Source organism: Dyella thiooxydans (assembly GCF_001641285.1).
Lineage (GTDB): Bacteria > Pseudomonadota > Gammaproteobacteria > Xanthomonadales > Rhodanobacteraceae > Dyella_A > Dyella_A thiooxydans.
Map to the genome: position 1 here is coordinate 2266607 of NZ_CP014841.1, position 22211 is coordinate 2288817.

23 protein-coding genes and 1 pseudogene are annotated in these 22211 nt (G+C 69.0%); 11 read left to right on the forward strand and 13 right to left on the reverse strand.

Translation table 11 applies throughout. The features are described from left to right. Positions 1 to 42 precede the first annotated feature (42 nt). Positions 43 to 921, reverse strand: coding sequence for a prolipoprotein diacylglyceryl transferase (lgt, locus tag ATSB10_RS10390; protein ID WP_063672601.1), 879 nt, complete (start codon positions 919 to 921; stop codon positions 43 to 45). Between the two features lie 281 nt (positions 922 to 1202). On the opposite strand from lgt, the gene ATSB10_RS10395 reads away from it, so the two are divergent. Next, the gene (locus ATSB10_RS10395) at positions 1203 to 1490 is read left to right on the forward strand and encodes an alpha/beta hydrolase family protein (protein WP_063672602.1); all 288 of its coding nucleotides are present in this window, start codon (positions 1203 to 1205) and stop codon (positions 1488 to 1490) included. 48 nt (positions 1491 to 1538) lie between these two features. On the opposite strand, the gene ATSB10_RS10400 is transcribed toward ATSB10_RS10395, so the two are convergent. The 4 genes from ATSB10_RS10400 to ATSB10_RS10415 all read right to left on the reverse strand — a co-directional run bounded on the left by ATSB10_RS10400 (position 1539) and on the right by ATSB10_RS10415 (position 4024). Beyond that, on the reverse strand, positions 1539 to 2042 hold the full coding sequence (locus ATSB10_RS10400) for a TPM domain-containing protein (RefSeq protein WP_063672604.1): 504 nt from the start codon (positions 2040 to 2042) through the stop codon (positions 1539 to 1541). Beyond that, a complete protein-coding gene (locus ATSB10_RS10405; protein WP_063672606.1) occupies positions 2042 to 2944 on the reverse strand; it encodes a TPM domain-containing protein in 903 nt (300 codons plus the stop codon). Before ATSB10_RS10405 ends, ATSB10_RS10400 begins: the two co-directional genes overlap by 1 nt. 4 nt (positions 2945 to 2948) lie before the next feature. Beyond that, entirely contained in the window at positions 2949 to 3569 is a 621-nt protein-coding gene (locus tag ATSB10_RS10410) for a LemA family protein (RefSeq protein WP_063672608.1), read from the reverse strand. Between the two features lie 80 nt (positions 3570 to 3649). Continuing rightward, on the reverse strand, positions 3650 to 4024 hold the full coding sequence (locus tag ATSB10_RS10415; RefSeq protein ID WP_063672610.1) for a diacylglycerol kinase: 375 nt from the start codon (positions 4022 to 4024) through the stop codon (positions 3650 to 3652). Positions 4025 to 4247: 223 nt separating this feature from the next. Between ATSB10_RS10415 and ATSB10_RS10420 the strand changes: the two genes are divergently transcribed. The 3 genes from ATSB10_RS10420 to ATSB10_RS10430 are packed head-to-tail and all read left to right on the forward strand — an operon-like array spanning position 4248 to position 7775. Next, positions 4248 to 5807, forward strand: a complete 1560-nt coding sequence (locus tag ATSB10_RS10420) for a peptide MFS transporter (protein WP_063672612.1) — start codon at positions 4248 to 4250, stop codon at positions 5805 to 5807. 37 nt (positions 5808 to 5844) lie between these two features. Continuing rightward, positions 5845 to 7167 (forward strand): ATP-binding protein, encoded by a 1323-nt coding sequence (locus ATSB10_RS10425; protein WP_063672614.1) that lies wholly within the window; start codon positions 5845 to 5847, stop codon positions 7165 to 7167. A 26-nt stretch (positions 7168 to 7193) separates the two neighbouring features. Then, a complete protein-coding gene (locus ATSB10_RS10430) occupies positions 7194 to 7775 on the forward strand; it encodes a response regulator transcription factor (protein ID WP_063672616.1) in 582 nt (193 codons plus the stop codon). Between the two features lie 10 nt (positions 7776 to 7785). Here ATSB10_RS10430 and ATSB10_RS10435 read toward each other — a convergent pair whose 3' ends face one another. From ATSB10_RS10435 to ATSB10_RS10445, 3 genes are read right to left on the reverse strand one after another with little or no spacing between them, the layout of a single operon-like run. Beyond that, complete coding sequence (locus ATSB10_RS10435) at positions 7786 to 8841, reverse strand: isoaspartyl peptidase/L-asparaginase family protein (protein ID WP_083966179.1); 1056 nt, start codon at positions 8839 to 8841, stop codon at positions 7786 to 7788. A 50-nt stretch (positions 8842 to 8891) separates the two neighbouring features. Further along, positions 8892 to 10427: a M56 family metallopeptidase gene (locus ATSB10_RS10440; protein ID WP_063672618.1), complete on the reverse strand. Its 1536-nt coding sequence runs from the start codon at positions 10425 to 10427 to the stop codon at positions 8892 to 8894. Continuing rightward, complete coding sequence (locus ATSB10_RS10445) at positions 10414 to 10782, reverse strand: BlaI/MecI/CopY family transcriptional regulator (RefSeq protein WP_063672620.1); 369 nt, start codon at positions 10780 to 10782, stop codon at positions 10414 to 10416. Before ATSB10_RS10445 ends, ATSB10_RS10440 begins: the two co-directional genes overlap by 14 nt. Positions 10783 to 11007: 225 nt before the next feature. Between ATSB10_RS10445 and ATSB10_RS19720 the strand changes: the two are divergent. Then, positions 11008 to 11538: pseudogene (locus tag ATSB10_RS19720) on the forward strand (CoA transferase subunit A); the annotation flags it as partial. A 129-nt stretch (positions 11539 to 11667) separates the two neighbouring features. Beyond that, positions 11668 to 12309, forward strand: coding sequence for a 3-oxoacid CoA-transferase subunit B (locus ATSB10_RS19725; protein WP_236886553.1), 642 nt, complete (start codon positions 11668 to 11670; stop codon positions 12307 to 12309). A 40-nt stretch (positions 12310 to 12349) separates the two neighbouring features. Here the strand turns inward: ATSB10_RS19725 and ATSB10_RS10455 are convergent, their stop codons facing one another. From ATSB10_RS10455 to ATSB10_RS10465, 3 genes are all read right to left on the reverse strand, one after another. Beyond that, positions 12350 to 13273, reverse strand: a complete 924-nt coding sequence (locus ATSB10_RS10455; RefSeq protein ID WP_083966181.1) for a sensor histidine kinase — start codon at positions 13271 to 13273, stop codon at positions 12350 to 12352. Positions 13274 to 13382: 109 nt separating this feature from the next. Continuing rightward, complete coding sequence (locus ATSB10_RS10460; protein WP_017462726.1) at positions 13383 to 14114, reverse strand: response regulator transcription factor; 732 nt, start codon at positions 14112 to 14114, stop codon at positions 13383 to 13385. A gap of 116 nt (positions 14115 to 14230) precedes the next feature. Next, the gene (locus tag ATSB10_RS10465) at positions 14231 to 14857 is read right to left on the reverse strand and encodes an arylesterase (protein ID WP_063672626.1); all 627 of its coding nucleotides are present in this window, start codon (positions 14855 to 14857) and stop codon (positions 14231 to 14233) included. Here ATSB10_RS10465 and ATSB10_RS10470 point away from each other — a divergent pair. The 4 genes from ATSB10_RS10470 to ATSB10_RS10485 all read left to right on the forward strand — a co-directional run bounded on the left by ATSB10_RS10470 (position 14856) and on the right by ATSB10_RS10485 (position 19843). Then, positions 14856 to 15557, forward strand: a complete 702-nt coding sequence (locus ATSB10_RS10470; protein WP_063672628.1) for an ABC transporter ATP-binding protein — start codon at positions 14856 to 14858, stop codon at positions 15555 to 15557. The two genes, ATSB10_RS10465 and ATSB10_RS10470, sit on opposite strands and share 2 nt — an antisense overlap. Continuing rightward, complete coding sequence (locus ATSB10_RS10475) at positions 15554 to 18037, forward strand: ABC transporter permease (RefSeq protein ID WP_063672630.1); 2484 nt, start codon at positions 15554 to 15556, stop codon at positions 18035 to 18037. Before ATSB10_RS10470 ends, ATSB10_RS10475 begins: the two co-directional genes overlap by 4 nt. Positions 18038 to 18116: 79 nt before the next feature. Further along, on the forward strand, positions 18117 to 18710 hold the full coding sequence (locus tag ATSB10_RS10480; RefSeq protein ID WP_236886554.1) for a glutathione S-transferase family protein: 594 nt from the start codon (positions 18117 to 18119) through the stop codon (positions 18708 to 18710). Further along, on the forward strand, positions 18704 to 19843 hold the full coding sequence (locus tag ATSB10_RS10485; protein ID WP_083966182.1) for an SLC13 family permease: 1140 nt from the start codon (positions 18704 to 18706) through the stop codon (positions 19841 to 19843). The genes ATSB10_RS10480 and ATSB10_RS10485 overlap by 7 nt, the downstream gene beginning before the upstream one ends. A 10-nt stretch (positions 19844 to 19853) precedes the next feature. Here ATSB10_RS10485 and ATSB10_RS10490 read toward each other — a convergent pair whose 3' ends face one another. Then, complete coding sequence (locus ATSB10_RS10490) at positions 19854 to 20627, reverse strand: DUF4097 family beta strand repeat-containing protein (RefSeq protein WP_063672634.1); 774 nt, start codon at positions 20625 to 20627, stop codon at positions 19854 to 19856. A gap of 130 nt (positions 20628 to 20757) precedes the next feature. Here ATSB10_RS10490 and ATSB10_RS10495 point away from each other — a divergent pair, with 130 nt between their 5' ends. Further along, positions 20758 to 21273 (forward strand): tetratricopeptide repeat protein, encoded by a 516-nt coding sequence (locus ATSB10_RS10495; protein ID WP_063672636.1) that lies wholly within the window; start codon positions 20758 to 20760, stop codon positions 21271 to 21273. 77 nt (positions 21274 to 21350) lie between these two features. Here the strand turns inward: ATSB10_RS10495 and mazG are convergent, their stop codons facing one another. Next, positions 21351 to 22166: a nucleoside triphosphate pyrophosphohydrolase gene (mazG, locus tag ATSB10_RS10500; RefSeq protein WP_063672638.1), complete on the reverse strand. Its 816-nt coding sequence runs from the start codon at positions 22164 to 22166 to the stop codon at positions 21351 to 21353. Between the last annotated feature and the right edge of the window lie 45 nt (positions 22167 to 22211).

A 22211-nucleotide genomic window follows, 5' to 3' on the forward strand; every position in this document is an offset into this window, starting at 1 on the left:
ACATCGACGCGAGCAGGAAAGACATCGCCCGCGAGCGGGCTCCTACCCGGCCGCCAGCGGCAGCACGGGTGCCCGGCGCGACATCGCGAGCAGCACCAGCCCCACCACGATCAGCGGGATCGACTGCACCTGGCCCATGGTCAGCCAGCCCCAGGCCAGGTAGCCCAGCTGCGGATCCGGCACGCGCACGAACTCCACCGCGAAGCGGAAGCAGCCATACAGCAGCGCGAACAGGCCGGAGACGAGATAGCGCGGCCGCGGCTTGAGCGACACCAGCCACAGCACCGCGAACATCACCACACCTTCCAGCGCCAGCTCGTACAGCTGCGAGGGATGACGCGGCAGGCCGCCGAACTGCTGCAGCCGCTCGGTCAGCGTCGGGTTGCCGGCGGCCAGTTGCAGGTCCTCGTCACGCGAGCCCGGGAAGATCATCGCCCACGGCACGTCGCCGGGCTTGCCCCACAACTCGCCGTTGATGAAGTTGCCCAGCCGCCCCAGCCCCAGGCCCAGCGGCACCATCGGCGCGACGAAATCGATCGTGTCGAACGGATGCAGCCGGTGCCGGCGCGACCACCACCATCCGGCCAGCACCACGCCGAGCAGGCCTCCGTGGAAGCTCATGCCGCCGTCCCAGACCTTGAACAGGGCCAGCGGGTCGCGCCAGATCCAGCCGGGGCCGCCAGCGTAGTAGAACAGCATGTACCAGACCCGGCCGCCGACGATCACGCCCATCATGGCGTAGAACATCAGGTCACCCAGCGCGTCCCGGCTCACCGGCAGCCGGCCCCGGCGGCGGCGGTACTCGGCCAGCGTCGCGACCAGCAGAAAGCCGAACAGGTACATCAGTCCGTACCAATGCACCTGCAACGGCCCGAGCCTGAAGGCCACGGGATCGAACTGGACGACGAAGGGCTGGGTCATGGCGGCCGTCGGCAAAAGCGCAAGTCTAGCCGCCGATCGGCCCGGGCGGACAATGGTCGCGACCACGGCGCACCCAGATACATTCAGGCTTCAGGGAATGAAGGAAAGCCCGGACACCGCCGGGCCGCCAGGTGCAAGGCCCCCTGTGTCCAGTCGAGCAAGCGGAAGCTCCAGAAGAAGAACGCATGAGAGGTACCTCACGCTCGCGCTGCGGTGGCGGCCCCGGCGGCGCGACATGGCCCTGCTCTACAAGAAATCGCAGGGAGACCAGACGCAACGCCATGCGCGCGATCACGGGGGACAACAAAAAGAACCTCGACGCCAACTCGCCGGACAAGCTCGCCGACCAGATCGACGTCCCGGTGCTGCTGATCCACGGCGAAGACGACCAGCGTGCGCCGTTTGCCCAGTTCAAGGCCATGACCGCCGCGCTCGATACGGCGCACAAGCCTTACCAGACCCTGGTCAAGCCGGGCGAAGGACACGGCTTCTACGACGAGAAGAACAACATCGACCTGCTCAACACACTGCAGGCCTTCCTCGAGAATCACATCGGCAAGGGCCGCTGAGCCGCACCGCCCGAACAGCAAGAGGCCGCCTTCGGGCGGCCTTCCCTGTTACAGCAACACGGGCCGATCCGGCAGCTCGTCCGGATTGTCGCGGCCATCGCTGGGGAAACACGCCCTGGCCAACGCATGGATCTCGGCGATCCCTTCCAGGCTGCCTTCGCGCCAGTGCCCGGCGGCGAACGCCGCGCGCATCCCGGCGCAGACACGCTCCCACGCACCCCGCTCCACCCGCTCGACCAGACCGCGATCAGCGACGATCTCGATCCGGCGCTCGGCCAGCAGCACGTAGATCAGCACGCCGGTATTGAGCTCGGTATCCCACACGCCCAACTGGGAGAACACCTGCTGCGCCCGCTGGCGTGCGGTCACTCCCGCCCAGACTGCCGATGGCGACAGGCGCGACTCCACCGCGAAACGCAGCTCGCCGCGATGGTGGCGTTCGCCGTCGTGGATCGCCGTGGCCATCTCGTCGAGCAGCGTGGAAGGAAAGCAGCGTCGCAGCTGGAACCAGGCGCCAAACAGGTTGCGTGACAGTCGCTCGATCCGTCCCATCACCAGCTCCCCGAAGAACCGCCGCCGCCGAAGCTGCCGCCACCACCGCTGAAGCCGCCTCCACCGAAGCCACCTCCGCTGCCGCCGCCAAAGCCGCCCCCTCCAAACCCGCCGCCGCCCCAGCCGCCGCCGCCGAATCCGCCCCAGCCGCCCCAGCCACCGCCACCGATGGAACGCCCACCACCGCCGGGCATCAGCATCACGATGCCGCCGATGACGGCACCGAGCACCCCCACACCCACCGTCGCGGCGAGCAGCCACAACAGGCCGCCGGTCAGCGCCGCACCCAGCGGCGTGCGCACGATCACGTGGGCCCGGCCGAACAGCCGGCGCAGGAACAACGCCACGAACAGACCGATCAGCATGGCATGCCCGATATCCAGACCGCCCCGCGATCGGCTTGATTGCTTGGGCGCCGGCAGGGGCTCGCCGTCGATCAGCTTGGTCAGCGCGTCGACGCCGGCATCGAGGCCACCGTAGAAGTCGCCCTGCTTGAAGCGCGACTCGATGAACTCGCGCCGGATCCGCGCAGTGGCCGCATCCGGCACCGCACCTTCCAGCCCGTAGCCGACCTCGATGCGGTCCTTGCGGTCGTTCTTGGCGACCAGCAGCAGGACGCCGTCGTCGGTGCCTTTGCGACCGATCTTGTTGGCCTCGGCCACCGCCAGCGAGTAGCTCTCGATGTCCTGGTCGCCGGTGGTCGGCACCATCAGCACCACCAGCTGGGCCCCCTTGCGTTGCTCCAGCGCCACCAGTTTGGCATCCAGCGCATCGACCTGCTGCGACGTCAACGTGCCGGTGAGGTCGGTGACGTGGCGGGTCAGGTGCGGCACGTCGGCCGCATGCGCCGGCGCGACGCACACCAGCGCAAGCAGCAGGAACAGGCGCATCAGGCGCCGCATCGGATCAGTGCGCCGACGCGGGCGAGGCCGGCGCGCTGGAGCCGAAATCCACCTTGGGTGCGGTGGAGATCGCCTGCTCGTTCTCCACGCTGAAGTTCGGCTTGACCTTGTAGCCGAACATCTTCGCCGTGAGATTGTTCGGGAAACTGCGGATCAGGGTGTTGTAGGACTGCACCGCCTGCACGTAGCGGTTGCGCGCCACGGTGACGCGGTTCTCGGTGCCCTCCAGCTGCGCCTGCAGATTCTGGAACAGGCCGTCGGCCTTCAGCTGCGGGTAGTTCTCGCTGACCACCATCAGCCGCGACAGCGCGCTGGAAAGCTCGCCCTGCGCCGCCTGGAACTGCTTGAGCTTGGCGGCATCGTTGACAGTGTCGGCATCCACCTTGATCGATCCGACCTTGGCGCGCGCCTCGGTCACCTCGACGAACACCTTCTCCTCGTGCTGGGCGTAGCCCTTCACGGTGGCGACCAGGTTGGGCACCAGGTCGGCGCGCCGCTGGTACTGGTTGATGACCTCGGACCACGATGCCTTCACCGCCTCGTCCTGGCGCTGGATGGCGTTGTAGCCGCAGCCGGACAGCCCGGCCACCAGCAGGAGGATCAGGCAGGTTCGCAGCAGTTTCATGGCTTCACTCCCGTGAATGGAGACGGCGGGGCAATCCCCGATCCCCTCAAGCATACGACGCCCACGCGGGCGCCGCCCGCTCAGAACCAGCGCGGCCCCAGGATCAGCCCCCAGCAGAGCACGGTGAGCAGCAGCAGCAGGAACACCGCGGCCGAGCCCATGTCCTTGGCGCGCCCGGCCAGTTCGTGGAAGTCAGGACTGACCTTGTCCACCACCGCCTCGATCGCCGAATTGAGCAGCTCGGCCGAGAGCACCAGCACCGCCGGCAGCACCAGCGCGATCTTCTCCAGCGGCCCGTGACCCAGCCACAGGCCCAGCGGCACCAGCACCACCGCCAGCATCGCCTCGAGCCGGAACGAGGCCTCGTGCCGCCAGCCCGCCTGCAGCCCCTTCATCGACCAGCGGAACGCGTTCCAGAGCTGGCGCGGGTTGCCGCGAAATCCACTGCCGGGCATCGGGTTGGTACTCCAGGACGGACACGGGGATCCCGCAGCGGGGCGGGCACTCAGGTGGGGCGCATCATGCCACACGCGCCTGCGGGCGCCCTTTGCCCTATTGCGGTGCAACTACAAGGCCAGCCGGGATCGGTTAACCTTCCGAGGTTGTGCCCCGCCCGGGGCCACGCTCGAGAGGTGCTGCCACGTGCGGTACCAAGGCATCAATCCGCACGGACAAGGCATGGCTACCCAGAATCCTCCCGTCTCGCAGACCCGCTCCTTCAGCACCGTCTTCCTGATCGAAATGTGGGAGCGCTTCGGCTTCTACGGCATGCAGGTGCTGATGGTCACCTACATGATCAAGAAGCTCGGCTTCGTCGACACCCGCTCCAACCTGGTATGGGGTGCCGCGGCGGCGCTGATCTACGTGACCCCGGCGATCGGCGGCTGGGTCGGTGACAAGCTGATCGGCACCCGGCGCACCATGCGCATGGGCGCGATCGTGCTGATGCTGGGCTACGCGCTGCTGTGGATCCCCACCGAAAGCGCCTCGTTCCTGTACTTCTCGCTGGGCGTGATCATCGTCGGCAACGGCATGTTCAAGCCGAACGCCGGCAACCTCGTGCGCAAGATCTACGAGGGCGACGACACCAAGATCGACAGCGCCTTCACCATCTACTACATGGCGGTGAACATCGGCTCGACGATCTCGATGCTGCTGACTCCGTGGATCCGCGACTACGTCGGCCAGCGCTACGGCGACGACTGGGGCTGGCACACCGCTTTCGGCGCCTGCGCCGTCGGCCTGGCGCTGGGCCTGATCAATTACGGCCTGATGAGCCGCACGCTGGCCCACATCGGTTCGCCGGCGGACGACAAGCGCGTGGACCTGAAGAAACTGGCCGGCGTGCTGGCTGCCGGCGTGGTGCTGGTGTTCGTATCGGCCTTCATCCTGCAGAACGAGGGTGTGGCCCGCGTGTGCGTGTATGCCGCCGGCGTGGTGATCCTCGGCATCTTCATCCACCTGATCCGCTCCAGCCACCGCGACGAGCGCGCCGGCCTCACCGCCGCGCTGGTGCTGACGGTGCAGACGATCTTCTTCTTCATCTTCTACCAGCAGATGTCCACGTCGCTGAACCTGTTCGCGCAGAAGAACGTGAACCTGGATTTCAGTCTGTTCGGCTGGCACGTCTTCAGGTGGATCCCGGAGCAGTTCCAGTCGCTCAACGCGATCTGGATCGTGCTGCTGAGCCCGGTGCTGGTGCTGATCTACAACTCGCTGGGCCGAGTCGGCAAGGACATTTCGGTCGCCGCCAAGTTCGCCTGGGGCTTCGCCGCGGTGGCCGCCGGCTTCTTCATCTACGGCGTCGGCGCGCGCTGGGCGGTGGACGGCCAGGTGTCCTCGTGGATCATGGTGTGGGGCTACGGCCTGTACTCGCTGGGCGAGCTGCTGGTCTCCGGCCTGGGCCTGGCGATGATCGCCCGCTACGTGCCGGCACGCATGGGCGGCTTCATGATGGGTGCCTACTACGTCGCATCCGGCATCTCGCAGTACCTGGGCAGCGTGGTGGCCAACTACGCGCACATCCCGGAGGGCCTGACCGATCCAGTGCAGTCGCTGGACATCTACACCAGCCTGTTCAACAAGCTGGGCCTGGTCGGCGTGGGTTGCACCGTAATTGCCGTCGCGGTGCTGCCGCTGATGAACCGCCTGTCGGCCAGCCACTCCGACGTGGCGACCAATCACGATCCACTGCCCGCATCGCGCAGCGAAGAGGGCTACGATACGCCCGCCCCGTGAGCCACCAAGGCCCGCCACCCGGCGGGCCTTCTTACTTATGCCCCTGCTCAATCCCGCTTCGCCCCAGCGTTTCGCCCCGTCGGCGCTGACCCGCACCCTGGCCTGGCTGCGCCTGTGCGCGATCACCGGCCAGAGCAGCGCCGTGCTGTTCGCGGCGCTGTGGATGCGCATGGAGATCCCGGTGCTGCCGCTGCTGGTGGTGATCGGCCTCTACGCGATCTTCGCCGCCTTCGCCTCGTTCCGGCTGACCATGCCGTGGCGGGTGCGCGAATGGGAGACGATCGGCCACATCGCCGCCGACACGCTGGTGCTCTCGGCCCTGCTCTACCTGACCGGCGGCGCCACCAATCCGTTCGTCACCCTGCTGCTGATCCCGATCGCGCTCGGTGCCGCCGCGCTCACCATCCCGGCGCTGCTGACCGTAGCTGCGCTGACCTGCCTGGCCTACGTGTTCCTGCTGCGGCACTACCTGCCGCTGCCACCGATGATGGAAGGCCGCGCCGGCTTCGAGCTGCACGTGCTCGGCATGGCAGTGAACTTCGCGATCACCGCCATGCTGCTGGGCTTCTTCGTCAATCGCCTTGCCACCGCCGTGCGCCTGCAGCAGGACGAGGTGCAGCGGGTGCGCGAACGTGCGCTGCGCGACGAAGGGATTCTGGCGATCGCCACCCAGGCCGCCGGTGCCGCGCACGAGCTCAACACCCCGCTGGCCACCATGCGCATGCTGCTGCCCGAGCTGCGCCGCGAGCACGCCACCGACCAGCCGCTGGCCGAGGATCTCGAACTGCTCGAGGAGCAGGTGGAGCGGTGCCGCGGCATCCTTCGCGAGATGGTCGCCTTCGGCAAGGCGCAGTTGTCGCAGGAAGAAGAGCAGATGGATGTCGGCAGCTTCGTGCACGGCTGCCTTGAGCGCTTCCAGCTGCTGCGACCGGAAGCCGAGCTGGAGCTGGACATGGCCGACACGGTAGCCGGCGCGGCGCTGAGCAGCCCGCCCGGACTGCGTCATGCGCTGATCAACCTGCTCAACAACGCGGCGGACGCCTCGGCGATGCGCGAATCCAATCGGGTCGCGCTGCGCGTGAGTCGGGATCGCGGCTGGCTGGAGCTGGACGTGACCGATCACGGCCCGGGTTTTCTGCCCGACGAACCGGGCTATGCGCTCGGCTACAGCGGCAAGCAGGGCGGCCTCGGCATCGGCCTCACGCTGGCCGAAGCCACTGCCGACCGGCTCAGCGGCGAACTCACCGCGGAGAACACCGAAGACGGGGCCCGCGTGCGCATGCGCCTGCCGCTGGCCTCGGTCAGCCCCGCACCATCGCGCCACGAGGGTGCACGCAGGGCCCCGCAGCCGTCAAAATAGAGCGATACGCCACCGTGGATACCGTGATGACCGATCTGAACGCCTCCGCCCGCCCCCTGCTGATCGTCGACGACGACCCGACCTTCGGCCGCGTGCTGGCCAGGGCCATGAGCTCGCGAGGCTTCGAGGTGATCAACGCCACCAATGCCGACGAAGCCCGTGCGCTGACCCGCCGGCACCAGCCGCGCTACTGCGTGCTCGACCTCAAGCTCGGTGAGGACAGCGGCCTGCGGCTGATCCCCGACCTGCACCGGCTGGTGCCGGACATGCGCATCCTGCTGCTCACCGGCTATGCCTCGATCGCCACCGCGGTGGAAGCCATCAAGCGCGGCGCCCACGACTACCTGGCCAAGCCGGTGGATGCCGATGCGGTGGTTCGGGCCCTCACCGAGGGCGATGGCCCGCAGGCCGACGACGACGACGTGGTCGAGACGCCCGAGGCACCGCTGGCGCTGCGCCGGCTGGAGTGGGAACACATCCATCGCGTGCTGACCGAGTGCGACGGCAACATCTCCGAGACGGCGCGTCGACTGGGCATGCACCGGCGCACCCTGCAGCGCAAGCTGAGCAAGCACCCGGTGCGCGAGCGGCCGGACCGCGAGGACTGATCCGCGCCGCTCAGCGGCCGCTGGCGGCATCGTCCGGCGCGGGGGCCGGCAAGGGCTCGCCGGTGCCGTCGTCCTCGTCGCCGAAGATCGCCACGTGCGGCTTGCCGGAGCCGTCGATCCAGCCGCGGAACATGCCGTCGGTGTTGAACGGAATCGCGATATGGCCGCGCTCGTCCAGCGCGATCGCGCCGCCGTTGCCACCCATCGCGGGAATCTCCTGGTTGATCACCTCGGCCGCGGCGCGGGCGATCGGCATGCGCAGCTGGGTCACCCGCATGCAGATCGCATGCGCGGCCACGGTGCGCATGTAGAACTCGCCCCAGCCGGTGCCCGACACCGCGCAGTCGGAGTTGGCGTAGGTGCCGGCACCGATGATCGGCGAATCACCCACGCGGCCGGGCAGCTTGTCGTTCATGCCGCCGGTGGAGGTGCCCGCCGCCAGGTGGCCGTCCACATCGAGTGCCACCGCGCCCACGGTGCCGAAGTGCTTGGCGGTAGCTTCGTCCCCATGCGGTTGCTTGGCCGCATCCTCCTTCAGCGCACGCTGCAGTTGCTGCCAGCGCTCCTCGGTGCGGAACCAGGCATCGCTCTCCATGGCCAGGCCCTGCGATCTGGCAAAGGCCTCGGCCCCGGCGCCGACCAGCATCACGTGCGACGAATGCTCCATCACCGCGCGGGCCGCCAGGATCGGGTTGCGCACATGGTCGATCGCCGCCACCGACCCGGCACGCAGCGTGTAGCCGTCCATGATCGCCGCATCCATCTCCAGCGTGCCGGCATGGGTGAACACCGAACCGCGACCGGCGTTGAACAGCGGATCGTCCTCCAGCACCACCAACGCGGCCGTTACCCCGTCGATGGCCGGCTTGCCCGCCTTGAGCTCGGTGTAGCCAGCGAGCAGCGCCTGGGTGAGCGCGGCGCGGATGGCCTTTTCACGCGCCGGCGGCATGTCCTTGCGCGGCGCACCGGCCCCGGCGTGAATCACCAGCACCGGGCCAGCCGCGTGGGCGGATGCGGCCAGCCCGAGGGCGGCAAACAGGCTCCACAGACGGCGACGCGACTTCACGTGCGGATACTCCCCGGCAATGCGGGGAGTATATCGACCCCCTCGGACGGCTACTGGGCAACGAAGCGCACGGTTTGGCCGGAAAACACCGGCTTCATCCCGACCAGGCTACCGATCAGCTGCAATGCCCTGCGCGGCGGCACCCCTTCGAAATTGCCGGCCACCGGCTGGGCGTTGTCCAGCGATCCCGGATCGACCAGGGTCAGTCCGGCCCGCTCGGCGAAGGTGGACGCCATCACGCGGGCGCTGGGACCTGCGAACCGGGCATGCACGTTGCCGTCATCGACGACCGGGCGCGGCGTGCCGCACCCCGGCCAGGCGGTGATCTCCAGGCGAAGCGTGTGGTCCATGCCCGCCACCACCCGGCCGATCTGGATCGCCGCCTTCGGGCCGACGCGCGTGCGCAGGATCGGCGTCACCGGGCTCTTGAGCGAGCCGCCCGCGATCCTGGCATGGATCTCCATCTGGCCGTCGGGCGCAGGCACGATCCCGACCTGCCCTTGCCAGGGCGGCAGCGACTTGTCCTCGTGGTTGACGAAGCGGTAGGTGTCGTCTGCACCCTTCAGGCAACTGGTGGCGTGCAGATGCGGAGCTTGTCCGCCTACACTGACCGCCAGCTCCAGCGTGAAGGCCACGACTGGCGAGTGCTGCACTGGCGGCGCCGACTGCGCGGCATAGACGGCGAACGAACCGGCGAGCGCGATAGCGCCGAGCGCGGCGCGACCGGCCAGACGGCGGGCACGCGTGGGGACGGGCAGTTTCAGCATGGCGACTCTCTCCGTGAGTGGGTGACGCGCAGACCAGGAACACCCCACCGGCAGCATCAGCGGCGAGGCCTGGGTTTTCAGCATGGCGCCGGCGTAGTCCCGGCGCGGGGCGCCCCGCTCGCGCAATACGGCGGCATCGCAGGCCAGCTCCTGGTCCTGGCGCAGGCAAGCCAGCGCATACCAAGCGAGCGGGTGGAACCAGAACAGTGCGACCAGGCCCTGGGCGAGCAGCCGCCACAGACCGTCGCGGCGCCGGGCGTGCACCTGCTCGTGGGCGAGGATCAGTACCTGCTCGGCCGGGGTGTAGCGGGTGTGGAAGTCAGCAGGCAGCACGATGCGCACGCCCAGCGCGCCCACCACGGCCGGCCCGAGATGACTGTCGAGGGCCTGCCACACCGGAGTGCGGGTATCTGCAACATCGATTGCGCGGGCACCGGCGAGCCGGCGCAGGTAGCGCCGCTGGACGATGCCCACGCTGGCAAGCACGGCCAGCGCACCGAGCAGCCATGCCGCCATCGCCAGCATGTGCCACGGAACCGTCCACCCGGCCGGTGCAGGAGGCGCCACCCAGGCTCCACCACCGGCGATGCGCACCACTACCGGTGGCAGCGCTTCCAACGGCATGACCGGGTGCGGGGCCAGCGCAGCAAGAAGCACCAGCGGCATCAGCAACCACAGCACCGGGGCGTCCTCGGTTCCGACGACTCGCCGCAGCGGCCGCCGCAGGAAGAGCACGAGCACCACAGCGAGCGTGAAGATCCAGGTCAGCCGCACGGCTTGGGTCATCCAGGTCGCGGCGAGAAGCTCAAGGCTGTTCATCGTCGAGCTCCTCCAGCAGCTGGCGCAGTTCGGCGATGTCCTTCTTCGACAGCTTGCGCTGCTCGGAGAAGTGCGCCACCAGCGGCGCGACGCGCCCATCGAACAGGCGATCGAGCAGGCTCTTGCTGGTCTGGTGCACGTATTTTTCGCGGGCCAGCAGCGGCGAGTACAGGTAGCGACGGCCATCGCGCTCGGCCTTCACCGCCTTCTTCTTCAGCAGGCGGTTGAGCAGCGACTTCACCGTGCCCTCCTGCCACTGCTGGGCCTGGCCGACCTCGGCCAGTATCTCCTCGGCGCTGCGCGGCGCGTTGCGCCAGAGCACCTCCATCACCACCGCTTCGGCTTCGCTGATCATGGGGCGCTCCGTTTACACACGTAATCGATGATCGATGTTTACACGCGTAAACGATGAAAGCAAGCGCCGCTGGCGGCTGCCATCCCATCGGACCTTCGTACGAGGCGGCCGGACACCCATCCGTCGTATCCTTGAAGGCTGATTCCCCAAGCAGAAGAAGGCACTGCGATGGACAAGGTGTTCCCCAACGCCACCAAGGCACTCGACGGCCTGCTGTTCGACGGCATGACGATCGCGGCCGGCGGCTTCGGCCTGTGCGGCATCCCCGAAAACCTGATCGGCGCCCTGCTCGACGCCGGCACCAAGGGCCTGACCATCGTCGGCAACAACGCCGGCGTGGACGACTTCGGCATGGGCCCGCTGCTGAAGACGCGCCAAGTCAAGCGTGTGTACGCGTCCTACGTGGGCGAGAACAAGGAGTTCGAGCGCCAGGTGCTGGCCGGCGAGCTGGAGCTGCACCTGGTACCGCAGGGCACGCTGGCCGAGAAGCTGCGCGCCGGCGGCGCCGGCATCCCCGGCTTCTACACCCGCACCGCGTTCGGCACCAAGCTGGCCGAGGGCAAGGAAACCAAGAGTTTCGACGGCAAGGAATACGTGCTGGAAGAGGCGATCCACGCCGACGTGTCGATCGTCAAGGCGTGGAAGGGCGACCGCCTGGGCAACCTGGTGTTCCGCAAGACCGCGCGCAACTTCAACCCGATGATCGCCACCTGCGGCAAGGTCTGCGTGGCCGAGGTGGAGGAACTGGTCGAGGTCGGCTCGCTCGATCCGGACCAGGTCCACGTGCCCGGCATCTACGTCGACCGCATCATCCACGGCGCGGCGTACGAGAAGCGCATCGAGTTCCGCACCGTCGCCGGCGCCAACACCGGCAAGGAAAACCCGATGCGCACCGCGATGGCGCAGCGCGCGGCGAAGGAGCTGCGCGATGGCTTCTACGTGAACCTCGGCATCGGCATCCCGACCCTGGTGGCGAACTTCATCCCCGAGGGCATGGATGTGACCCTGCAGTCGGAGAACGGCCTGCTCGGCATCGGTCCATTCCCCAGCGATGACAAGGTCGACGCTGACCTGATCAACGCCGGCAAGCAGACCATCACCACCCTGGCCGGCTCCAGCTTCTTCTCCAGCGCCGACTCGTTCGCGATGATCCGCGGCGGCCACATCGACCTGTCGATCCTCGGCGGCCTGGAAGTGTCGTGCACCGGCGACCTGGCCAACTGGATGGTGCCGGGCAAGATGGTCAAGGGCCCCGGCGGCGCGATGGACCTGGTCTCGGGCGTCAAGCGCGTGGTAGTGCTGATGGAGCACACCGCAAAGGACGGCTCGCCGAAGATCAAGCAGCAGTGCGACCTGCCGCTCACCGGCAAGCAGGTGGTGGACCTGATCATCACCGACCTGTGCGTGTTCGAGGTGGCCAAGGGCCAGGGCCTGACCCTGATCGAGCTCAACCAGGGCGTGACGGTCGACGAAGTGAAAGCCAAGACCGGCTGCGGTTTCGCCGTCTCGCCCGCGCTCGGCGGGTGATTGCCACCAGCTCCCGCGCGCCCGGGCGCGCGCAGGAGCCTCAGGCCGCCTGCACCTGCGGGAAGCGGATGCGGGCGACGTTCTCGCCGCTCGCGCGGGTCTGCAGCTCCAGCGGCCAGGCGAAGCGTTCGCTGATCCGCCGTGCGATCGCCAGCTCGAAGCCGTGGCGATCGGCGTTCGGCCGGGCCGGGCCGCCGGCCCCGGCATCGGCCGGCGTCGGCTCCGTGCGGTTGGCCACCACCACCGCATCCGGCATGACCGTCACCACCACGCGGCCGCGCTCGGTCTGCTGACAGGCGTTGCGGATGAGCTGCCAGAACAGCACCGCGAAGACCCGCGGAGACCCCTCCAGGGCGAATCGCGCGGGCTCCTCCAGCTCGAACTCGATCGGCCGCCCCGCCAGCATGTCGCGGGCGAAACCCAGCTCCCTGCCGACCGCATCGTTGACCACGAACACTTCGTCGTCGACGCCGTTGTCCTTCTCGCGGGCGAGGATCAGCAACGCTTCCACCAGCGCCTCCATCTCCCGCGCCGAACGTCGGATCCGCTGCAGCGATCGCTCGCCGAAACCGCTCAGCGACTGCTCCTCGGCCAGCATGTCCACCGACATCTTGATCACCGTGAGCGGACTGCGTAGCTCGTGACTGGCGTCGCGGGTGAAGTTGCGTTCGCGCTCGGTGTAACCGGCGATGCGCTCGGCGAAAGTGTGCAGACCGCCGGCCAGGGAGGCCAGGTCGGCATCGGTGCCGCGTCCGAGGCGATCGGGCGACAGCGCGGCGATGTCCGGGTGTTCGTCCCACCCCTCCACCAGCCGCGCCAGTGCACTGACCGGTCGCCACTCGCGCCGTGCCGCCATCCAGGCCAGCACGGTCACGATGACGATCAATACAAGCACGGCGCCTACCGGCGCCATGCTGAACATACCCAAGGTGACGCAGATCACCAGCGCTACCAGCTGCAACACGAAGATACCCGCGATGCGCCGCTGGAAAGCCCCTTTGCGAAACGCCCCCGATAGCTGAGTCGAACCCCTGCTTTTCATGATGTTGCCGAGTGGCGCGGCCTCCTTCGCATCAAGCCGGCTGTGTGGCGGCAGCCACCTCGGCCTCGAGGTCGGCGAGGCGGTACCCGGCCGAATGGATGGTGTGCAGCAACGGCTTGTCGAACGGTTTGTCGATCACCCGGCGCAGGTTGTAGAGGTGCGAGCGCAGGGTGTCCGAGTCGGGCAGCGTGTCGCCCCAGATCTCGCGCTCGATGTCACGGCGGCTGACCACGCGCGGCGATTCGCGCATCAGGATCGCCAGCAGCTTCAGTCCGATCGGCGAGACGGTCAGCTCCTGCCCGGCACGGGTCAGGCGCAGCGTGGCGGTGTCCAGCGTCATGTCGCCCACGGTCAGCACCTCGGTCGACACCTGCCGGCGGTCGCGACGGATCAGGGCGCGCAGACGGGCCTCCAGCTCGCGCACCTCGAACGGCTTGACCAGGTAGTCGTCGGCGCCGGCCTCCAGGCCGACCAGCTTGTCTTCCAGCGTGTCGCGCGCGGTCAGCATCAACACCGGGGTGGACTTCTTGGCGTCCTTGCGCAGCTTGCGGCAAACCTCCAGGCCGTCCATGCCCGGCAGCATCAGGTCGAGCACGACCACGTCGTAGCTGTTGGTCACGGCCAGGTGCAGGCCGCTGACGCCATCGGCGGCGTAATCCACCGAGTAACCGCGGCGCTCCAGGAATTCACCCACCATCTCGGCGATCTGGCGGTTGTCCTCCACCAGCAGCACCAGTCCAGCCTGTTCGTCACGTGTGCTCATATGCTCGTCCTGCAGTTGCTGTTTTCACGTTTGTGAAAGGCTAGCGGGCGACCCGGTGACCACGATGTGAAGGACCTCGACGCGCATTCACCTGCCGGTCAAACGGACGGACGGAATCAACGCGAAGCCTTGCGCAGCAAGGGTCCAAGGGCCGGCCATACGTTCTGCAGGACGCGCGGTTCGCCAGCCGCCGTGGGATGCAGGCCATCGTCCTGCATCAGCGACGGATCGAGCGCCACGCCGTCGAGCAGGAACGGCACCAGACCCACGTGTTTCTGCCGGGCGAGATCGGCATAGATGGCGCGCAACCCGTCGCGATACTGCGGCCCGTAGTTCACCGGCAGCTCGATCCCCAGCAGCAGCACCCTCGCGCCGGCCTTGTGGGCCATGTCGATCATCGCGGCGAGGTTGTCGCGCAGCGCATCGAGCGGCAGGCCGCGCAGGCCGTCGTTGGCACCCAGCTCGATCACCACCACCGCTGGCCGCTCCTTCGCCAGCAATCCCGGCAGATGGTTGCGACCGCTCAGCGACGTCTCGCCGCTGATGCTGGCATTGACCACGCGCCACGGCGGCTCCATCTTGGCCAGACGCCCGTACAGCAGGCTCACCCAGCCGGACTCGACCGGAATGTTGTGCGCGGCCGATAGCGAGTCCCCCAGCACCAGCACGCTCCGGGTCGGCGCCGCATGGGCGACGGCCATTCCCCACAGCAGCAGGCCCAAGGCGTAGAGGAAACGACGCATGAGTGATCCATCCGCTCCAGTGCTCGAGGCGAACGATGTTAGCAAGTCGGTCAGCGGCCCCGAGGGCGTTCTGACCATTCTGCGCGGCGTGAGCCTGTCGGTGCGCGAGGGCGAGAGCTTCGCCATCGTCGGCGCCTCCGGCTCGGGCAAGACCACTTTGCTTGGCCTGCTGGCCGGCCTGGACCTGCCGAGCAGCGGCCACATCCGCCTCGATGGGCAGTCGCTGGAGACGCTCGACGAGGAAGCCCGCGCGGACCTGCGTCGGCGACTGGTCGGCTTCGTGTTCCAGTCCTTTCATCTGCTCCCCGCACTCACCGCCGAGGAGAACGTGATGCTGCCGCTGGAACTGGAGGGTGCGCGCGACGCGCGGGCAAAGGCGCGCGACGCGCTGGAGGCGGTCGGGCTGACGCCGCGGCGACGGCACTACCCGGCGCAGCTGTCCGGCGGCGAGCAGCAGCGCGTGGCGATCGCCCGCGCCTTCGTGCACGGTCCGCGCCTGCTGTTCGCCGACGAACCCACCGGCAACCTCGACCAGCGCACCGGCCGGCATGTCGCCGATCTGCTGTTCGCGTTGAACCAGGACCGGCGCACCACGCTGGTGCTGGTCACCCACGACGCCGCGCTTGCCGCGCGCTGCCGGCGGCGCATTGAACTGGCCGAAGGGCGCGTAGTGCATGCGGTCGAGGGCACCACCGCATGAACATCATGCCGCTGGCCCTGCGCAGCCTGCGCCGCGAGTGGCATCTGCCGGAACTGCGCACGCTGGCGGCCTCGCTGGTGCTGGCGGTGGTTGCGCTCGGCGTGGTGGCCACGCTGGCCACCCGCATCGAACGCGGCCTGCTGGCCAGCGCGGCGGAGCTGATCGGAGGCGATGTCGGCATCAGCGCGCCCCAGGCGCTCCCTCCCACCTTCGTCGACGAGGCGCGCCGCGACGGTCTGCGCAGCAACCATGTCGCCAGCTTCCCCAGCGTCGCCTTCCACGACGGCCACAGCCAGTTGCTCGACGTGCAGGCCACCGATGCGGCCTATCCGCTGCGCGGCACGCTGGAACTGGCCGACCGGCAGGGCCGGACACGCACGGGACATGCCCCTGGCACCGGCTTGGTCTACCTCGATCATCGCGCCCTGGTCGCGCTGGGCCTGCAGATCGGCGACACCGTCCAGGTGGGCGGGCGCGACCTGCGCATCGCCGCGGAACTGGTTCGACAGCCCGACGGTGGCGAACTCTTTGCGCTGGCGCCGCGGGCGATCATGAGCCTGGCCGACGCCGAAGCGGCCGGCCTGCTCGGTGTCGGCAGCCGCGCGCGACATCGCCTGCTGCTGGCCGGTGAGCCGGACCAGGTGCAGCGCTGGCGGCGCTGGGCCAAGGCCCAGACGCTGCCGCAAGGAGCCCAGCTGATCACGCCGGAACAGGCCCAGGAGCGCATGCGTACCGCGTTCGACCGCGCCAGCGCCTTCCTGCGCCTGACCGCCCTGCTCTCGGCGCTGCTGGCCGGCGTGGCGATCGCCCTGGCGGCGCAGCGCTATGCCCGCCGCAAGACGCCGGAGGTGGCGCTGCTGCGCGCCCTGGGCACGCCACGACGCCGCGTGCTGGCCTTGCTGCTCGGGACGCTCGGCGCGCTGGCGCTGCCGGCCGTGATGCTGGGTATCGCCCTGACCCTCGCCCTGGCGCAGGGGGCCTGGCTGGTGGCCAGCCAGCTGTTCGGCAACGTGCCGACCACACTGCCGCTGCTACCTGCCTTCGCCGCCGCGGCGGTGGGCCTGGCCGTGCTGGCCGGCTTCGCCCTGCCGCCGCTGGCGCGGCTGGCCGACGTACCGCCGGTGGCGGTGTTCCGTGCCAGCCTGGCCCGCCGCGTACGTCGCTTCGACGTGCTGTACCTGGTGCCGCTGGCGGTGGCCGCCGTGCTCATCTGGCTGCAGAGCGATTCGCTGAAGATGGCCGGCATCCTCGCCGCCAGCCTGCTCGGGGTGGCCGCCTTCGCCGCCGCCCTGGCGGCGCTGCTGCTGTGGCTGGCACGGCGCGTGGCGCCCGGCGCGCATCCCGCCCTTCGCCTCGGCCTCGCCGCGCTGGCCCGGCGCCGGGGCCTCAGCCTGATCCAGGCCACCGCGCTGAGCCTGGGCCTGGTCGCCCTGCTGCTGCTCGCCGTGGTCGCGCCCTCGCTGCTGGATGGCTGGCGCCGCGAACTGCCCGCAGACACGCCGAACTGGTTCGTGCTGAACCTGCAGGACGACCAGCGTGCCGGCTTCGACGCCGCCCTGCAGAAGCTGGGCGCAAGGGAACTGAACATGTTGCCGTTGGCGGTCGGCAAGCTCGCCGCGATCAACGGCGTGCCGGCGGATCAATTGAACTTCGCCGACCCTCGTGCGAAGGACTGGATCGACCGCCAGCTGCGGGTGTCTTGGGCAGGCGCGCTGCCGCCATCGAACCAGGTGGTCGCCGGTACCTGGTTCGCTGCGCAGCCGACACACGCCGAGGTCTCGGTGGATACGATGTGGCGCGACATGTTCCACCTGAAGCTCGGCGACACGATGCGCTTCACCATCGGCGAGCGCAGCCTGGACGCCACCGTGAGCAGCGTGCGTCAGGTCGACTGGAGCTCGTTCCGGGTGAACTTCTTCCTGCTGCTGGACCCGGCGCATGCCGACAGTCTGCCGCACACCTGGCTGGCCAGCTTCTATCTGCCACGCAGCCAGGCGGACGGTCTGGCACGCGTGTCACGCGACTACAGCAACCTCAGCCTGGTCGACGTCGACTCGCTGCTCGACCGGGTGCGCGAGATCGTGCAGCGGGTGAGCAACGCGGTGCGCTGGATCCTCGGCTTCAGCCTGCTCGCCGGTGCGCTGGTGCTGGCCGCGGCGCTGGCCTCCAGCGCCGCCGAACGCCGGCACGAAGCGGCCCTGCTGCGCACGCTGGGCGCCCGGCGGGGGCAACTGCGCGTGGCGGCGGCCTGCGAGTTCGCCCTGCTCGGCGCGGTGGCCGGACTGACTGCGGCGATCGGTGCAGCCGGAGCCGGCTGGTGGCTGGGGCGCGCGGTGTTCCACATCGAGCATTTCGTGCCGCCGCTGGGTGCGCTGGCGCTGGACGCGCTGGTTGCCGCGGTCGTGGTGATGCTGCTCGGCCTGGCGGGCACGCGGCGGGTGACCCGCACGTCGCCCATGCGACTCTTGCGCGAGGGCTGAGCCGCCAGCCACCATCGACGGATTCCCCCGCCCGGAGCAGGCCGTGTACACCCTCTACTACTCCCCCGGCACCGCCAGCATGGTGATGCACATGGCCCTGATCGAGAGCGGTGCGCCGTTCGAGCTGAAGCTCGTGGACATCGAGCGCGGCGCGCAGCGCGACCCGGCGTATCTCGCACTGAACCCGCGTGGCGTGGTGCCGACCCTGGTGATCGACGGCCAGCCCCGGCACGAGTCCGCCGCACTGCTGATGATGCTGGCCGACCGTCATCCGGAAGCCGGACTCGCCCCGGCGCCCGGCACGGCCGCCCACGATGCCTTCGAGCAGTGGCTGGTCTATCTGAGCAACACCCTGATGTCGACGTTCCGCTTCTGGTTCTACCCGCCGGAGCTGGGCTCGGCCGAGCATCCGCCGCAGGTCCGAGCAGCGCTGGCGGCGAAGATCGAGGGCGTGTGGGATTACCTCGACCGCGCGCTGGCCGCGCAAGGCCCCTATCTGCTTGGAGACATCTTCAGCGCCGCAGACCTGCTGCTGGCGATGCTGATGCGCTGGTCGCGCAACATGCCGCGCCCGGCCAGCCAGTGGCCTGCACTGGCCCGTCTGGCCGACCTGATCCGTGCCCGCCCGAGCTGGCAGCAGGTGTATGCCGTCGAGGGCCTGAGCGGGTGGTGAGATTCCTGCGCGACCGTCTGGCGTCGCATCTCTTGCCCTGGCTGCGCACCGAGTGGTTGCTGGCCGCATTCGGCTCGCTCGCCATCCTGCTCGCGCTGGCCGATCCGCAGCCGCTGGACCGCTACCAGGACTGGCTGCAGGTGCCGACCCTGGCCGGCCTGATGGGGCTGATGATCGCGATCCAGGGCATCCGCGACAGCGGCCTGGTGCAGCGGGCGGCGATCGTGCTGGTGACCCGCGCGCACTCGCTGCGTGGGCTGGGACTGATGCTGGTGGCCGGCGCCGAGATCCTGGCCATGGTCCTGACCAACGACGTCAGCCTGTTCCTGCTGGTGCCGCTGACCGTCGCCATCGCCGGCCTGTCCAACCTGCCGCTGGCGCGCATGGTGGTGCTGGAGGCGCTGGCGGTGAACGCCGGATCGATGCTGAGCCCGATCGGCAATCCGCAGAACCTGCTGTTGTGGCAGTCCTCGCACCTGCCGTTCCTGCACTTCGTTCAGGGCATGGCGCCGGCGTCGGCGCTGGCGTCGCTGCTGCTGTTGGCGCTCACCGCGCTGTGGCTGCCGGGAGGCCGGGTCGAGCTCGACCGGAATGCCCTGGACAGCCGGCCGCTGTTCCCGCCGCTGGCGGTGCTGTCGCTGGTGGCGCTGGCCTCGATGGTGCTGATGATGGAACACGGGCTGGCGCTGGAAGGCGCGCTCGGCCTGCTGCTGCCGTTCGCCCTGCTGGCGCGCGACAGCCTGAAGCGGATCGACTGGCCGCTGCTGGCGACCTTCGCGGCGATCTTCGCCGGGCTCGGCCACTTCGCCGCGCTGCCCGTGGTAGGCGCAGTGCTGGATCGCTTCGATTTCGGCCAGCCGCTGACCCTGTTCCTCGGCGGGCTGCTGGGTTCCCAGGTGATCAGCAACGTGCCGGCCACCGTGCTGCTGCTGGACCGTGCGCACGATCCGCTCGCCCTGGCCACCGCCGTCAACGTCGGCGGCTTCGGACTGGTGGTCGGCTCACTGGCCAACCTGATCGCCCTGCGGCTGGCGCGCCTGCCGCAGGGCCTGCGGCAATTCCACCGCGTGTCGATCCCGTTCCTGATGGTGTGCGCGCCGCTGGTCTACCTGACGGCGCGCTGGTTGGCCTGAGGCCGACGGCTCAGTCGTCGTCGCGGGGCACGCTGACCTTGCCCTTCACGCCGCTGTAGTCGACATCGCCGCTGCCCTTGGCGCCGAGCGAAAGATCACCGGTGACATCGCGCACGTTGAGGTCGCCCGAGCCGAGCGTATCGGCACGCGCACTGCCACCGACGCGCTCGAGGGTCACATCGCCCGAACCGATGCTGCCCACGCGGGCATCGCCACGCACGCCGTCGATGCGGGCATCGCCCGAACCGACCGAGCCGATCGACAGGCTGCCGACGTCGTTGGCGTCGACATCGCCGGAGCCCACGCTGGTGGCGAAGCGCCCGGCGATGCGCTTGACGTGCAGGTCGCCGGAGCCGACCTGGCTGTCCAGTTGCTGCACGTCGCTCACATCGGCGTCGCCCGAGCCCACGGCCACGGTGAGCGGCATGCCGGCCGGCAGCTGCACGTTGACGTCCAGGCTGCTGTACGAGCTGCCGAACAGGTTGAAGTGCATGCCCTCATGACGGGCCAGCTCGATGATCAGCTGGTCGCCGTCGCGGTGCGACTCCACCGTGAGGCTGTCGAGGACGTCCTTGCTGGAGGCACAGGCGCGGCCATCCAGGGTGAGCGCCGTGGCGGACGGGCTGCCCGTCACGTGCAGGTCTTCGGCATGCACGGCGATCTGCACGCTGCGCACGCCTTTCAGGTCGTCGTGCAGCTGGCGCGGCGCCTCGTACTTGCACTGGTTGGCCGCCAGCACGGGCAGCGGGGCGAGCAGGGCGGCGAACAGCAGGAGGTGGCGCATGTCGATCTCCGGTGGAAGGAATACCCCGCTCAGATGCACCCCGGCGCCGAAAGGTTGCAATCGCTGCGACCGGTCAACGGCGACGGAAGCACCACGTTCATGACGTCCACGCATTCCCGTGGAGATCCCCATGCAGCACAAGACCCTGCTCGCTTCCACCCTGACCCTGCTGATCGCGGGCGGCGCATCCCTCGCCTTCGCGCAGGACAAGACGCCTTCGGCTCCGCCTGCACCGATGGCCGGTCCGCATGGCTTGCCGGGGGCACCCGGCACGGGCCGGCACGGCGACTGGATGCACCACGGTCCCGGTATGCGTCGGATGGGTGGCGAAGGCAGCGGCGTGATCGCCGACCTGCGCGGACTGGAGCACCTGTACCGCCAGGCCGGCCGCACCCGCGACCTCGCCGCCGTGTACAACGAAGTGCTGGCCCGGTCGCAGGATCCACGGGTGCGTGCCTACGCCTATCACCAACTGGCGCGCGTGCAGGCGCAGCCGACCAATCTCGATGCCGCCATCGCGACCATGCGCAAGAGCCTCGACGAGAGCCTGGCCAACGAGGCGAAGCATCGGGCCGAGATGGAACAGATGCGCGCGCGCTGGCAGCAGAAGCAGGGGCAGGCGGCAAAGGATGGCGGCGGCAGGTAAAGCAGCGGACAGCGGCGGCGGGTGCGGGTGCGGGTGCGGGTGCGGGTGCGGGTGCGGGTGCGGACGATACCTGCGTCCTACGCCTGGCCGCCGCGATCCTCTTCGCGCTTGACGGCGTTCCAGAGCAGTTCCTGCGCGGCCAGGTCGCGCTGGTCCAGCCGCTGGCCCGCCTCTTCCGCCAAGGCCTCCATGCGCCGGAAGCGCCGCTCGAACTTGGCGTTGGCGCGGCGCAGGGCCTGCGAAAAATCCACGCCCGCATGCCGGGCGAGATTGACCAGTATGAAGGCGACGTCGCCGATCTCGTCCTCCAGCCGTCCGGTATCGGCGCCGGCGGCAAACTCCGCGCGCACCTCCTCGACCTCTTCGGCCAGCTTGTCCAGCACCGGCGCCGGATCCGGCCACTCGAAGCCGGTCCGGGCGGCCTTTTCCTGCAGCTTCTGCGCCCGCTTCCACTCCGGCAGGCCGCGCGACACGCCGGCCAGCGCGCTGGCATCGTGCGTCTCGCCCCTGGCCGCACGCTCCCCGGCCTTGATCACCTCCCATGCGGCCTTCTGCGCCTCGACGTCATCGTAGGCGACGTCGCCGAACACGTGCGGATGGCGGCGGATCATCTTGTCGCTGATCGCATGCGCGACATCGGCAAACCCGAACAATCCCCGCTCACGCGCCATCTGCGCATGAAACACCACCTGCAGCAGCAGGTCGCCGAGCTCGTCGCGCAGGTCGGACCAGTCCCGCCGATCGATCGCGTCGGCGACCTCGTAGGCCTCCTCGATCGTGTACGGGGCGATGGTGGCGAAATCCTGCTGCAGATCCCACGGGCAGCCGCCCCGCGGATCGCGCAGGCGGGCCATGATGGCGAGCAGATCGTCGAGGCTGTGGCGTTGAGTCATGAGTGGGGAGAAGTGAGTGAAGAGGAGTGAGGAGTGAGGGGTGAG

What these genes read in the sequence shown, in the direction of transcription:
- ATSB10_RS10400 (WP_063672604.1), bottom strand. Translation starts at nt 2,042, where the DNA reads ATGGGACGGATCGAGCGACTGTCACGCAACCTGTTTGGCGCCTGGTTC.
- ATSB10_RS10415 (WP_063672610.1), bottom strand. Translation starts at nt 4,024, where the DNA reads ATGCCCGGCAGTGGATTTCGCGGCAACCCGCGCCAGCTCTGGAACGCG.
- ATSB10_RS19725 (WP_236886553.1), top strand. Translation starts at nt 11,668, where the DNA reads ATGCGCACCGCGATGGCGCAGCGCGCGGCGAAGGAGCTGCGCGATGGC.
- ATSB10_RS10405 (WP_063672606.1), bottom strand. Translation starts at nt 2,944, where the DNA reads ATGCGGCGCCTGATGCGCCTGTTCCTGCTGCTTGCGCTGGTGTGCGTC.
- ATSB10_RS10395 (WP_063672602.1), top strand. Translation starts at nt 1,203, where the DNA reads ATGCGCGCGATCACGGGGGACAACAAAAAGAACCTCGACGCCAACTCG.
- ATSB10_RS10480 (WP_236886554.1), top strand. Translation starts at nt 18,117, where the DNA reads ATGGTGATGCACATGGCCCTGATCGAGAGCGGTGCGCCGTTCGAGCTG.
- ATSB10_RS10425 (WP_063672614.1), top strand. Translation starts at nt 5,845, where the DNA reads ATGCCCCTGCTCAATCCCGCTTCGCCCCAGCGTTTCGCCCCGTCGGCG.
- ATSB10_RS10465 (WP_063672626.1), bottom strand. Translation starts at nt 14,857, where the DNA reads ATGCGTCGTTTCCTCTACGCCTTGGGCCTGCTGCTGTGGGGAATGGCC.
- ATSB10_RS10445 (WP_063672620.1), bottom strand. Translation starts at nt 10,782, where the DNA reads ATGATCAGCGAAGCCGAAGCGGTGGTGATGGAGGTGCTCTGGCGCAAC.
- lgt (WP_063672601.1), bottom strand. Translation starts at nt 921, where the DNA reads ATGACCCAGCCCTTCGTCGTCCAGTTCGATCCCGTGGCCTTCAGGCTC.
- ATSB10_RS10470 (WP_063672628.1), top strand. Translation starts at nt 14,856, where the DNA reads ATGAGTGATCCATCCGCTCCAGTGCTCGAGGCGAACGATGTTAGCAAG.
- ATSB10_RS10460 (WP_017462726.1), bottom strand. Translation starts at nt 14,114, where the DNA reads ATGAGCACACGTGACGAACAGGCTGGACTGGTGCTGCTGGTGGAGGAC.
- ATSB10_RS10495 (WP_063672636.1), top strand. Translation starts at nt 20,758, where the DNA reads ATGCAGCACAAGACCCTGCTCGCTTCCACCCTGACCCTGCTGATCGCG.
- ATSB10_RS10420 (WP_063672612.1), top strand. Translation starts at nt 4,248, where the DNA reads ATGGCTACCCAGAATCCTCCCGTCTCGCAGACCCGCTCCTTCAGCACC.
- ATSB10_RS10490 (WP_063672634.1), bottom strand. Translation starts at nt 20,627, where the DNA reads ATGCGCCACCTCCTGCTGTTCGCCGCCCTGCTCGCCCCGCTGCCCGTG.
- mazG (WP_063672638.1), bottom strand. Translation starts at nt 22,166, where the DNA reads ATGACTCAACGCCACAGCCTCGACGATCTGCTCGCCATCATGGCCCGC.
- ATSB10_RS10410 (WP_063672608.1), bottom strand. Translation starts at nt 3,569, where the DNA reads ATGAAACTGCTGCGAACCTGCCTGATCCTCCTGCTGGTGGCCGGGCTG.
- ATSB10_RS10475 (WP_063672630.1), top strand. Translation starts at nt 15,554, where the DNA reads ATGAACATCATGCCGCTGGCCCTGCGCAGCCTGCGCCGCGAGTGGCAT.
- ATSB10_RS10440 (WP_063672618.1), bottom strand. Translation starts at nt 10,427, where the DNA reads ATGAACAGCCTTGAGCTTCTCGCCGCGACCTGGATGACCCAAGCCGTG.
- ATSB10_RS10430 (WP_063672616.1), top strand. Translation starts at nt 7,194, where the DNA reads ATGACCGATCTGAACGCCTCCGCCCGCCCCCTGCTGATCGTCGACGAC.